This window comes from Mesomycoplasma ovipneumoniae (assembly GCF_038095975.1).
Taxonomy (GTDB): domain Bacteria; phylum Bacillota_I; class Bacilli_A; order Mycoplasmatales; family Metamycoplasmataceae; genus Mesomycoplasma; species Mesomycoplasma ovipneumoniae_C.
On the sequence record NZ_CP146003.1, the window covers coordinates 628,466 to 642,150 of the forward strand.

Consider the following 13,685-nt stretch of genomic DNA (forward strand, 5'->3'; position numbering starts at 1 on the left):
TATGGAAAAAAATAAAAAACTTTTTGAACTTGAAGATCTTAATTTAGATTTAAATCAAATTGATTTAAATAAGATGGTTGCAAAAATTGGCCAACAACAAGAAGAAACAAAAGGTGCCAAAATTGTTCTTAATAATGTCTCAAAAAAATATGAAGGTAATGACAAATATACACTCGAGGCAATCGATCTTACAATTGAAAGTGGTAATTTTTGCATCTTTTTAGGACCTTCAGGTTCAGGAAAAACAACGCTTTTAAGAATGATTGCCGGCCTAAATTCAATTACTCAAGGTGATTTAATTTTTAATGGCAAACGGTATAATAACCTGCCACCCCATCAGCGAAATATTGCAATGGTTTTCCAGTCTTATGCCCTTTATCCACATTTGAATGTTTATGATAATATTTCTTTTGGACTTAAAATTGCAAAAGAAAGACGCGACATTATTGACTCAAAAGTGAAAAATGTTGCCCAAATTTTAAAAATCAGCGACTATCTATACTCAAAACCACGTGATCTTTCTGGTGGCCAACGTCAAAGGGTTGCAATTGGACGGGCAATTGCTCGTGCACCGCAAGTTTTTTTAATGGACGAGCCACTTTCAAATTTAGATGCAAAATTACGTGAATCAATGCGCCGTGAAATTGTAAATATTCACCGAATGCTCAAAACTACAAGTATTTATGTAACTCATGATCAACTTGAGGCAATGACGATGGGAAACCAAATTGTAGTTTTTAATGACGGTAAAATTCAGCAAAATGGAACCGGAAAAGAATTATATTTTAAGCCTAAAAACACTTTTGTTGCCACATTTATCGGTTCGCCAACAATGAATTTATTCGATTGCGTTGTTGAAAACAACCAAATAAAAGCAAAAAAAGCGCCAATTTGATTTGAAGTTGACCAAAAATTGGCAAATTTATTAAGCCGAAATCAAGAATTACAAGTCGGTTTTCGTTCTGAAGATATTTATCTAAATCAAAATCATGCCCAATTTGACGGTATTATTACTAATGTTGAGCTAATTGGTAAAGATCAACTTGTTGCAATTAAAGTTAGCGATCAACTTGAACTAATTTCCAACCAGAACAATATTTTTGAATACTTTTTAGACCAAAAAGTTAAAGTTAGTTTTAATTTAGAACGAATTCACATTTTTGATGCAATAACAAAGGAGCGAATTGATCTTGATAACTAATTTAGAATCACGAAGTGCCAAAATTTACTTTTTTATTGCACCATATTTTACTCGTAAAGTTTTACAATTAATAAGTAAAATTTTACTTTTAATAATTATAATTTTCTCTTTTGTCCAAATTTGACAGTTTCTTGAACGAATTGATTGGGAAATTGATTTTGTTTCAAAAGGTAGTTTTTCTAATTTAACGACTCAAGAAATTACTGAAATTGCTAGAAGCAAATCAACTTCATTGCCACTTTGACCGATTTTTATTAGTCTTATCTCACTTGTTATTGTTTTTGGTTTTATTCTGTTTTTTTTAATTTTAGCCCAACATATTTATTTATGAAAACAATTTGGCGATCTTAAAGGATTTTATAAATTTATTTTTACTTTATCTATAATTATTTTTATTTTAAGTTTCTTTATTGTCGCTCTTCAACCGGCTCAAGTTGAGCAAAATGTTAATGTAAAAATTGGCGAAACCACCGTCACAGATTCAATTTTTTCTGATTTCCCTAATTATACAAAAATGTGAATAAGTCTAATTTTTAGCTTTTTAATTTTGATTTTACAAATAAGTGCAAAATCAAAATTTGGGGCTCTTGAAAAAGACAAAACTTTAGCAAAAAAACCTTTTGAAACAAAAAGTCTTGAAGCAAAAATAAACCAAATTATCCAAAAAAATTCCAACAGCTAATTGTATTTAAACATTTTTCCCGAGTTTGCAAGCTTGAGGAGATAATTTTAAAAAAGTGTCCCGGTTTATTAGTTTTGGGCACTTTTTTTACTTTTTTGCAAAAATTAATTACCTATTTTAAATCACTGGCAAAAATCAATTTATGGATAAAACAACAAAAATCATAAAAAACAACTACTATTTAAACTCAATGCAAATAGAAAGCTCGTTTTTATTTGCATTGAGCCTAAAAAACATATGAAGTTTTGAAAGAACAATAACTAAAAGCCTTAAATTTGTAGATTTCTAAACGGTCAAATTTAAGGCATTCCATCATATTTAAAAAATAATGGAAAATTCGCATTTTCTGATTTTTTTATGGCAAAAGAGATAGTTAAATCCTCCCTAATTCAATATTGACAATTTATTAATTTATTCTTAGTGAAGTTTATTATAACATAATTTTTTCTCAGACCAAGCATTTTTTTCTTTTTTTAAAATTAGTAGAAAAATTTAGACAACTAATTTTTATCTATGATTTTGTTTGTACCACTTTTGTTAATTGTTTGTAGTAATTTATTTTGTTTTGGTCTAAATTTGGTTGCTTAATTATAAAAAAGCCTCGCAAAAACGAGGCTTTTTTATAATTAAAATTTGTGATTAGACATATTCAGATCTAAATTTTTCAAAAAGTTTATTATATTCTTCTTCAGTTTGAGGTGTGTCAAATAAAACAAAACCTTTAAAGGTGATTCCGGTTTTAGATCTTGGCACCTTATTGTCGATTCCTTTTTGATTTTCTGATTTAGTGGTTCCAAAGGTAAAGCCTTTTTTAAAATTTAATTTTGCTTCTTTTGGTATATTGAGTTCTCAGGTGAAAATCGGTTTTTTAGCATCATCAGATTCGCTAGAATAAAACTTCATTTTCATAACCGATTTGTCATCTTTTTTTTGAACATCCACACCTAAAATAATAGTGGATTCAGAATTATTCAGAAAATCTTGAAGAGATGAAAGAGGATTTTTTGGTATTATTTCCAGGGTTGACTTATTTTCTCCTTTTTCAAATTTAGGCTCAAATTTAAATTCACCATTATATGTTCTTTGAAATCCTGCTTTATTGATATCAAAGCTTATATGATTAGGCGGAGATTTGGGTTTAGGTTTAGGAATAAATTCAGCACCAATTTTAAAAACACCTTGGACAAATAATTCCTTTTCAATAACTAAGTTAAAATCATTTTCTTCTTCGCCTGTTTTTAGTAAAAAATATTGGAAGAAATCTATTTTGGGTAATTTTTTTGGTTTAAAAGCATAAAGCAAAGAAGTGCCGTCTTTTAATTTTAGATCAGTGTCGCTGTTTGAATCTTTATCCAAGGAAATTCCGCCTTCGGCTAGATAAATACCTTGTTCTTGTTCATCTACATGAACTTTCTCTTTTGATATTTTTGAAGGAGCCTCATTTGCCTTAAATCTAAAATTTGGATTATTAGCAGCTGAAATTGATTTTACAACTTGTTGTTTTTGACCTTCTTCTAAAGATTGTTCTTCTGTTTCAACATTAGTTTTCCAATCTAAAAATATGTGAGTTTTTACACTATCAGAAAAAGATTTATAAAGTTTATTTTCTTCATTTACATTATCAAGTTCAACTGTTAAATTTCTTTCAACTCCATTAGGGGTTTTAATCTTAAGATTAATTTCATAGGTCTCATCTTGAAAATCTCTAGAAAAATAAATAGAAGTCCCTTCAGGAAGATCAGATTTTTCAAGATTTTCAAGAAGTTTTTTTAGGTAATCACCTAATAAAGATTGTTGACTTGGAGGGGTAGTTGTATCTGGAGCCGGGGTTGGGGGAGTTGACTCTGGACTTGAAGGAGAAGCTGGCTCTGAACCTGAAGAAGGAGTTGAGTCTGGACTTGGAGAAGCGGGTGGACTTGATGGTGGATCTTGGAATAAGGTCGGTAAAGCGGCAACAGTTGTAGCAACAGTTTCAGGTGTACCAGAACCATCAGCGGTCTCTTCAGCGCTCTCTTCAGTGGGCTGATCAGCAGATTTTTCAGGACCTGAAACTATTGGAGTTTGATTAATTTTATTACTTTTTGTTGCAAAAAAATTAAGAGCCTCGAAAAAAGGGGTTAGCTGGGTTGTTATATTTTTTATATCGTAAGGTTTGTTTAAAAAAGGTTGGATTTTATCATCAATTGTTGAAGCAAAGACTGTAATTGGCAAATCTTTCTTGATTTCAAAGCTTAAATTGTCAATATCTTGTGATCCTTGTTTGTCAAAAGTCTCAATTGCATTTTTAAAATATGCACCATAAATTTCTTCATTTGCATCAAATTCTAGCTCAAAATTGAAAGTATAAGTATTATTTTCACCAAGTTTTAGACCTGAAGGAAGCAATGTGTCTTCAGTAAAATTACCTTCAATATTGAGTCCAACATTGACAATATTAGAATTTTTAGGATTATTTTTGTTTTCTTTTACTGAAAAAGAGAGACTTTTTGGATCAAAATTAGGAATTAAATTTTTAATTTCTTCTAGAAATGTTTTGTTTTCATTTTCGGTTGAACTTGAAGTAAATCAATAATTAAACTGTTCAAGATCTAAATTTTGAGGGTTTTGAGCAAAATATTCTGATACACTAAGCTTGTTTTGTGCTAAATGTTTAGAAATTTCTGAGTTAAATTTATAATTTTTCTTAAAAATTTTTAATAATTCAGAAGATTTTTTTTGGTCAGTTTTCTTAGGCACATCAACAAAATTAAGTGTTAATTTGCTACTTTTTTGTGTTTTTTTATCAAATAGATCTAATGCTAAATCAATTTTATTATTAACGTCATCAATGTTTGTAAACATTAATTTTTCTTGTTGTAATTCAGGTTTTATTTCAAAATTGGAAGGAAAAACAAAAACCGGTTCAGAATTTATACTAAAGGAAATTCCGCCAAATTTAGAAAATGTTGCAAATAAAGCTGAACTTGAATTTTTTGTTTTTTCAAAATTTTCCTTAAATTCGTTATAAAACAAAATAGCAATTTCGGTCGCGGTTTTTCCTTCTAAAAAATCTTGATTTAAAAGACTAATTGATGCGTTCAAATTTTCAGCTGAAAAATTCAAGGTTTTGTCTTGATCGAAAAAATCTAAATCAAAACTTGCAGTATAATTTATACTTTTGCTAGAATTTGAAATATTAACAGCAAGATTTTTTATTTTATTTGACTCAATTTTTACTTCTGATTGACTTCTAGGAACAACCAATCTGAAATTTAGGCCTGGATATTTTTGACTAATTTGACTAAAGTCAATTGCATTATTTAAGTCAAAATTATATGCAGTATCAAAATGCAAATTTAGGGCATCAGAAGCACTTAATTTTTTAGCAAATTTTGAATTAAGTTTTAAATTAGCAACTAGGCTGTCAAATTCGCTCGTGTTAAATTCTGAATTAACATTTAAATTTGTAGCATTAGCTAATTTGTCATCAAATTGCGATAATTTTGAATTATAATTTTTTGACTGTAAGGAGATTAAATACGGAACACTGGCAGAAATACTAACGACCGCGCTAACTCCTATAATTGCAAAAATTATATGATTTAATTTAAGCTTTTTCATGATAATTTCCTTTATAAATTTACTTTTTTAATAATAGAGAACTTGTGTGTTCCATGATAATAACGCGGATAGGTTGACTTGAGACAATTTTAGGATTATTTTTATCATAAAGATATAAAAATAAATTATATTGAACACGGTTTCCGGTGTTAGGAATTTTCTCAAGTACACCAGTAATGTCAGTGTTACTGTCGGTAGTTTGTGATTCTGTTGCACCTGTTGTCTCTGTTTGACTCGGTTTAGCTTTTTTTATTGCATAAAAGCCTAAATCTATATCTTTGTGTTCAAAGGTTAAATAACTGCTAAAAGGCAGTTTTTCGACTTGTTTATCAACAGATACTGGCTCACTTTCCTTTGTTGAAATTGCAAGTTTGATTTGAGATTTTAAATCCTCAAGATCTTGATTGGTTAATAAAACTATTTGTGAATTTGGTGAAAAGGTTGAGACAATTTCATCTAGTTTATCAACTTCATCGCTTAAAAGTTTGTTATCAGGGTTGATTTTTAGTTCAATTTCTGATTTTTTTGTTTGATAAATAACGCTAACTAGATCGCCGTTTTTATCAACTGGGCCAATATTGTATCAATATTTTACTTTTAATTTTTCATCATTTGGTTTTTCTAAAGCGTCAACATTTGTTAAATTAGGCTCCAGACTAAATTGAATTTTATAATTAAAATCTTTACCAAAATTACCAGTAAAAAGTTTTTGGCTCTTTTGTTTTGAATAAGCTAATGAATAAAAAGCTGCAAGAAAATCGGTAAGATTTTCAATATTATTTTTATTGTCTGGCTGTGCAAAATCAGCGTTACTGATTTGTTTTGCATGTAATTCGATCTGTTTTATAAAATATTCAGGACTAAAAAATGAATTTGTTTTCATCAAATTAAGAGTATTTTTAAGCTCATTATTAATATAAAAACCATTTTCAAGAGGTTTATTAGAATTTAAAAAACCATAATTAAATGAAAAAAGTCAAACTGTTGGACCACCAGTTTCTTCAGTTGTTTGACCACGCGGTTGTTTTGTAGGGTTAATTTTAATTTCACTTAATTTTTTAAATAATTCATTACTATTAGAATTTTCTGGTCAATTTGTTTCAGATTTTATTAATCCAAAATGTTTAAGATAATCAAACCAATATTTTGCGACAAAACTAATGTCTTGTTTTGATAAAAATGATAAAAATTGTGAAATTTTCTCATCGCTATTAAAATAATTAGAATAAATTGATGTTATACCTTTAGAGGCGGCATCATCAATGTTTGAATTTTTAATTAAATCTTCAACAGTTGGTAAATTATAACTGTCAACCATTGATTTTAGTTGACTTTCGTCAAATCTAAAACCATAATAACGGGAATTTTGAAGAGCTTTCTTTAATTTATCAAAATTATTTGTTTGAATTAGTGCTAATAATTCGTCTTTTGGAATTCCTTTTTGATTAGCTTTTGCAACAGTTTCATGGGCTTTTGGCTCAATAGTCAAACTGCCTTTATTAACTGAAGCTGCAAAATCAGGATCATTTTGAGCTAATATTTCAAAATTTTTAATACTTTGAGAAAATTTTTTTGTAGCAACAATTTTATCATTTCTTTTATCTTTTATAACAATATCACCATTAATTTGGGCAACAACATTATTATCTTTAAAATCTAGATTAACTTGTTCAGTATCTAATTTTATTTGAACATCTAAAAATTTTGAAATTTGGTTAAAATTTAAATTTGCTAGTTTATTTTGGAAACTAATTTTTGATGTTAGTGGTTTTTTGACAATTTTTTCAATAAGTGAATTAAGAAAATTCGCGCGATTTTCTTTGGTTGCAAAAATTTCGTTATTATAATAATTTAGAAAATCTCATCCTGTAATTAAAGTTGAATTATTTTGACTAAAATTATTTATTGCAAAATAATCACTGTCAGAAAATTCACTTAAAACAATATCATCACTAATTGACTTATCAAGGAAAGAATTACTTAAATTGAGCTGAGTAGTAAGGAAAAATTTGGAATCCTTGTTAAAATCAGCGGCAATTTCCTTTGAAAAATTAGCAGAAAACTGGGCAACAAAGGTTAATTTATAAACCCCAGGCGTTGCTGTTTTTACTAAATATCGATCAGTTATAATTTGATCTTTTACCAAATTTATATCATAGCGAGGTTTTTGAATACCACTTTCAGACTCAAAGTAAAAGCTTTTATTGCTAAAAATTTGTGAAATTGTCTCATCCAGGTTGAAATATTTGTTAATAATTTCTCTAGCTTCGGTGTCATTTTTTGCGCTATTGACTTCTTTTTGAAAATCTTCGACTGAAATTAACCTGGTCAATTCTTTTTTAAATGAAAAATTAACCTCACTATTTGTGTAAGGTCTTAATTTTTTGAGCTGTTCTTCTGAATAAGTTGAAAAATTAGAAAGTGAATAATCTGGAACATAATTATAAGCAACTTTTTGTTTAAATAAGTCAGAAGTTGCTGTTTTATTGTCGTCTAATTTTTGTAAAACTCGCCAAAAAACCTCGAATGTTTGCTCATTATCATCAGGTTTGATATCAAAAATTTCTAGTTTGAAAGGTTTTCAATTATGATCGATTGAAAAATTAACAGGAATGCTAGAGTTATTGGTCTGGTAAAAATCAAAAAAATCTGTTAAATCAATGTCAGTTTTTTTAGTGTTATCGTCGTTCAAAAGTTTCTTTTTTAGATCTAAATAGTCAGAATTAGCATTTAAATATTTATCCTTTATACTAATAAAAGAAATTGATTTTGCTTGGTTTTGCACATCAATTCGGGGGTTTTTTAGTTCTAAATTTGCAAAAACGAGTAGCGGAGTGGCAATAATTACTCCACCAGCAATAGTGCTTAGCCCTAAAAGAAAAATATTTTTTTTAGTTAGTAGTTTTTTAGTGATTGTACTTTTCGTCACCTTTCCTCCTATGTTTTCTGTAAAAAATTTTAACAAAAAAAAAAAAAAAAAGGAAAGAAATTCCTTAGATTAGTTAATAAATAAACATTTTTGTGATAAAACTTGTTTTTAAATTCTTAAAATATTCTGCTTTTTGTTCATAAGCAACAATTAGTGAGTCAAAAGTTTCAAAAAGCTTGGCAATTTTTTCTTGCTCAACAGTATCAACCACTTTTATAAAATATTTTTCAATTTCATTAAGGCGAAAAATATGTCTAACAGATAAACCGGGACAAAAAAATTAGCACTAAGGTGTTGGCTTTTTTGTTCGAGTTTAGGTTTTAGGGACTTTTTTAACTTTTTTGGCAAACCCAGAAAAAATAACTATCAAAGAAAAACACTGAATTTTAAATCTAACCATAATAAAAGAAAAAATACAACTACTATTTAAACTCAATGCAAATAGAAAACTCATTTTTATTTACATTGAGCCTAAAAAAATATGTGAAGTTTTGAAAGAGCAATAATTAAAAGCCTTAAATTATAGATTTCTAAACGGTTAAATTTAAGGCTTTGGATCATATTTAAAAATATGACGGAAAATTCGCATTTTCTGATTTTTTATGACAAAAACATTATTAATTCCCCCTTAATTTAATATCAAAATTTATTAATTCATTCTTAGCGAGGTCTATTATAACATAATTTTATTTTAGACCAAGCATTTTTTTTTTTTTTTATAAAAGGTTGATTTTAAAATAATGAAATTAAGATTTAAGGCAAAAAACACGGATTTTAAACTAGGGCAAAGAAAATTAACAGTTTAATATTATTATAACATCATAGCATATTGCTGTGGTGTTTTTCAATTTAAAATTGATTGAATTCTATAGTTGTTGTATCAAAATATATAATCTGCAATTATTTTTTTCAGATCTTCTAAAGTTATTTTACTGTAGTTTAACTCGTTTAAGCATTCACTTTTTATAATTGAAAATCAATATTCAACCTCCCTATTATCCAAAGAATTTCCTATACGAGACAATGAAACAGTTCCTCCCATTTTATTTATTTTGTCAATATAGACTTTTGAAGTGTATTGAAATCCATGGTCCGAATGAATAACAAAATCTTTATCTATAGACCTAAATGTCTTTATATTTTCCATAACTAAATTAAGATCATTGTTTACAGATAATTTAAAATCTCTGATTTTTTTAGTTTTATGCTCAATTATTACAGACAAAAATACATGGTTTTCCTTAACATCTCTGGGAGCTTTTATATATGTAACATCAGTAGCAAAAATATTTCTATTTAATTTATCATTGTAGTCGCGTTTAACAATATCCGGAAGTGCGAATTTGGTGTTCTTAATTTCGCTCTTTCTTCTTCGTTTTCTAATTTTGCATACTAAATTCAATCTTTTTAAATGTCTTCCAAGACTTCGAGGGTGAATGTCAATATTATATTTCATAGAAATATAAGCACTTAACCTTAGGCGGCCATATCTACCTTTGTTGTCAAGAAAGGATTTTTTAATTATTGCGTCATTTTTGTGCTGCTTTACTTTTATAACTCTAGTTTTAGATTTTGCCACTGATTGTCTACATACATTAAAAATTTTTGCAGATTTGCTGTAGGGAATATTTAGTGTTTTGGCTTCACTAAGTTTTCCTGATTTTGATTTATCTTTGTTGGTTTCGTAATATCTCTTAGCTATTTCTATTAATTCTTCTTTTGTAAATTCGTTTCAATCGGGTTCAATTTGTTTTTTAGGTTTGCCACTCCCTGGCTTTCTCCTTGCACCCTTTTTATCTAATAATTGGTCTTGCATACCATTATTATAATATCTAATAATTTTTTTGATTCTTCGAACTAGTTGATCTCTGGTTATAAAATTTGTATCTGGCGAAATATCATTTATATAATTTATTGTTTTTTTAATCCAAATTCATTGTAAATTTTATAAATCATATCAAATTCGTCTTTTTTAAAGTGTCGTGACATTAGTATTCTCCTTTTTGTTACATTTGAAAATTTAAAAAAACTAACACTTTTGGTGTTAGCCTCCTCTTAAAAAATCGGACAAAAAACCCAACACCCTTAGTGTTAATTTTCTTTGCCCTAGTTTAAAATCCGTGTTTTTTGAGGATAAAACCTTAATCTTTATTATTTTAAACTCAACCTTTTTCAAAAAAAAAAAAAAAATGCTTGGTCTAAGAAAAAAATTATGTTATAATAATCAACACTAAGAATGAATTAATAAATTTGATATTGAATTAAGGAGGAATTAGTTATGTTTTTTGTCTAAAAAAGTGAGACAGCGCGAATTATCCATTATATTTTTAAATATGATGGAATGCCATAAATTTACCCGTTTAGAAATCTACAAATTTATGGCTTTTAATTATGGCTCTTTCAAAACTTCATATATTTTTTTAGGCTCAATACAAATAAAAATGAGTTTTCTATTTGCATTGAGTTTAAATAGTAGTTGTTTTTTTTATGTTTTTGTTAGTGTTTTAACTAAAAAGGTAGTTTAAATATTTATAATTTTGCTTTTTTAACTAAAAAACCGCCCAAAACCGGAACTTTTTTAAGATTATCTCATCAAACTGGGAAATTCGGGAATGGTTGCCGATTGAGGCTAAAACGTCCTAAAAATCCTTAAAAATTTTTTGCACAAAAAACTTTGTTTTTTTAAAAAATCATTTATAATTATTTCTAAATCTATCTTAAAAACAAAATTAGCTAAAATTTAAATTCAAAATTTGTCTAATTTTGTTTTTTTGTTTTTAGGAGGTTAAAATGCAAATTTTTTATGTCTCAAAGCGCAAAAAATATCTAATAGGAGCGGCAGCAAGCGCTATTGCTGTTGGCTTTTCCTTTGCATTAAATGAAGTAGTAAATAATTTTAATTGAGAATCTCCTTTGATTGCTTATTCACCAGAAGCACCATCAATAATTCTTAAAAATATACCAAATGACACCGCTTTTAATTCGCCAGTTACAAATTCTAAATTTATACCAGTCCAAAAACCAGAACCTAAAAAAATTGAATCAGATACCCCAGTAGTCCAACCGCAAAAAGTTGAAAAAATCCCACCAAAAGTTGAAATTCCAAAACAAGTTAAAAAAATTGCTATTGCCACCCCTAAGCCTCAACCTGCTCCAAAAATAACAAGAAGAGTAATTAGTCGAGTCGAATCAACCGTTCCAATTCCAGCTCCAAGTGTTTCAAGAACCGCTAGCTCGCCAGTTCATAGCACTGCAACCACTACCCAAAGAGTCCAAACTTCGCCAAGACAATCCCAATCAGTTAATGTTTCGCCCGGAGCAGTTGAGCAGGCAAAAGCTAATTGGCGTTTAGGTCTTGCTGCTTCAACACGAAGAACTGAGGCAAACATTGCCGCACGAGTAGCTGAAATTGCCGAACTAGAGCGCCAGTTAAAACATGAATTTAACCGTTATTATCCTAATGGTACTGACGAACAAAAAAAAGTATTTGAAGAAAGTCTAAGATACCAAATTTGAGTAGCAAATAATTACAAAACTAGAGAAGATAATTACTTAAAATTTTTAAAACAACAAGCAATAGAAGGTCCGAAATTTACTGATGTTGAATACAAATTAATTGAGCGCGGAATGACTGTTGATACTAATGATCATCACGGTTGAGTTTTTGTAAATCCTGATGACAATCCAATTACAGGTAAAAATGGACTTTATCGCCAACGAAACCAAAATCGTCTTTTAAGTAATGAAGGTTGAGTTCAACGTAATCCACAAGGAATTGCTAATCAAAACTATGAAGGTTGAGACAAAGCCGATATTTCTTCTAACAGTGAATGAAAAACTGAAATTGACAAAGTTGCCGGTTCAGGTTCTGGCTCAATAAAAGTTTACCAATATACTCAAAACGCCCAAAATAAACATAAAGCTTTCAAGTCCCAAATTATTGCTGTTTCAATTGATGCTAATGACAAAAATGCCTTTGAAAAATTCCAAGAATTTTTAAAATCAAATGTTGGCAACAAAATCGATGCTGTTGTTCTTAAAAATGTCGGCACAAAAAATAAAAACCAAAATATTGACAAAATTTTGCAAGCCTTACCAAATAATGTCCAAAAACTAACTTTATTTTTAGATGACCAAAAAGCAATAAATGGCCTGTTAGCACTTCGAGGTAAAAAACTTAAAGAATTAGAACTCTATTCTAACGAAAAAGCAATAGCTGACAACTGAGCAATTAATCCAAATGCCGTTGCTGATGTTGATTTTATTAGTTTTGATTATAATAATGCCGCTGATTTTCACAAAAACACACCTGATGAGCAAATTCCTGGATCAATTTTATTTGACACACTCCGTTGGGATAAAGGAGACAGTGAATCTAAAATCACCGAAGGTTTAAAATTAGCTTTTGGTTCCAAAATTTACCAACGGCCATTTCAAGGTCGCCATGGTGGTAAAGGCGGCTATCCTCCAAAACTAGATTTTTCTGAAACAAATATTAAAACAATTAAAAACCTTAAATTTGATGAAGTGGATCAAATTTTTAATGATAACATTAAAAACTGAAAAGAAGATAAATATGCATCTCAAGACTATGAAGGCTTTAAAAAGCTAAGATTTACCGACATTTATTTTGCTGCAGATAGTAATTCTGGAACTAGTACTAATTCAGGTCCAACTTTTTCAGTTAGTGTTTCAGACTTTGAAGGCTCAAAATATACTGACAAATTAAGTGGAATTTCTGAGCGTTATGACAGTCCTTCTGGTCGAATTTATTTTCGTAATGAAGCTGGCCAAAATCAGCAAAATGTTACATTTAATATAAGTGGAACTCCAAGCGAAAATGCCAAAGAACAACTTAAAGCTTTTGTTGAAGCAGTAAATAATGCTTATCCTTTTAGTAAAATTGTTGTCGATTCAGAACAAATTAAACAAGATCTAATTAAGTTCTATCAAGAAAAAACTAAAGATCCAAGACAAAAAGAAGCATCAAAAGGTAAATTTGCCTTGCGTGAAATAAGTGTTAAATCCTCTTCATCATAATTTAGACTACTAAAAATTTTAAATATAAAAAAATCCAACTTTTACTATTTAAAGGTGGATTTTTTATTGTGACTTATAATATTCCTGTGTTTTCAGTTTGATGGCAAAAATTCACTTTTTAGTGGATATAAATAGCAAAAATACCGGTAATAAACTAGGACAAAAAAAATTAACACTAAGGTGTTGGCTTTTTTGTCCGAGTTTAAGGAGAAAGCTAACACCAAAAGTGTTAG

General features: G+C 28.7%; 7 protein-coding genes. 3 read left to right on the plus strand and 4 right to left on the minus strand.

The annotated features are described in order from the left end of the window. The first annotated feature begins 1 nt into the window (after nucleotide 1). Both V3255_RS02260 and V3255_RS02265 read left to right on the plus strand, forming a co-directional pair. A complete protein-coding gene (locus V3255_RS02260) occupies nucleotides 2–1,201 on the plus strand; it encodes an ABC transporter ATP-binding protein (protein ID WP_337897937.1) in 1,200 nt (399 codons plus the stop codon). Continuing rightward, nucleotides 1,191–1,883, plus strand: a complete 693-nt coding sequence (locus tag V3255_RS02265; protein WP_318085792.1) for a hypothetical protein — start codon at nucleotides 1,191–1,193, stop codon at nucleotides 1,881–1,883. The genes V3255_RS02260 and V3255_RS02265 overlap by 11 nt, the downstream gene beginning before the upstream one ends. Nucleotides 1,884–2,522: 639 nt before the next feature. On the opposite strand, the gene V3255_RS02270 is transcribed toward V3255_RS02265, so the two are convergent. The 4 genes from V3255_RS02270 to V3255_RS02285 all read right to left on the minus strand — a co-directional run bounded on the left by V3255_RS02270 (nucleotide 2,523) and on the right by V3255_RS02285 (nucleotide 10,228). Continuing rightward, on the minus strand, nucleotides 2,523–5,483 hold the full coding sequence (locus tag V3255_RS02270; protein WP_337898913.1) for a P110/LppT family adhesin N-terminal domain: 2,961 nt from the start codon (nucleotides 5,481–5,483) through the stop codon (nucleotides 2,523–2,525). 19 nt (nucleotides 5,484–5,502) lie between these two features. Beyond that, nucleotides 5,503–8,412: a P97 family adhesin gene (locus tag V3255_RS02275; RefSeq protein ID WP_337898912.1), complete on the minus strand. Its 2,910-nt coding sequence runs from the start codon at nucleotides 8,410–8,412 to the stop codon at nucleotides 5,503–5,505. Nucleotides 8,413–8,485: 73 nt separating this feature from the next. Next, the gene (locus V3255_RS02280) at nucleotides 8,486–8,623 is read right to left on the minus strand and encodes a hypothetical protein (RefSeq protein WP_318090053.1); all 138 of its coding nucleotides are present in this window, start codon (nucleotides 8,621–8,623) and stop codon (nucleotides 8,486–8,488) included. A 600-nt stretch (nucleotides 8,624–9,223) separates the two neighbouring features. Then, the gene (locus tag V3255_RS02285; RefSeq protein ID WP_341516209.1) at nucleotides 9,224–10,228 is read right to left on the minus strand and encodes an IS3 family transposase; all 1,005 of its coding nucleotides are present in this window, start codon (nucleotides 10,226–10,228) and stop codon (nucleotides 9,224–9,226) included. Between the two features lie 974 nt (nucleotides 10,229–11,202). Between V3255_RS02285 and V3255_RS02290 the strand changes: the two genes are divergently transcribed. Beyond that, a complete protein-coding gene (locus V3255_RS02290; RefSeq protein ID WP_341516210.1) occupies nucleotides 11,203–13,452 on the plus strand; it encodes a putative immunoglobulin-blocking virulence protein in 2,250 nt (749 codons plus the stop codon). Nucleotides 13,453–13,685 lie beyond the last annotated feature (233 nt).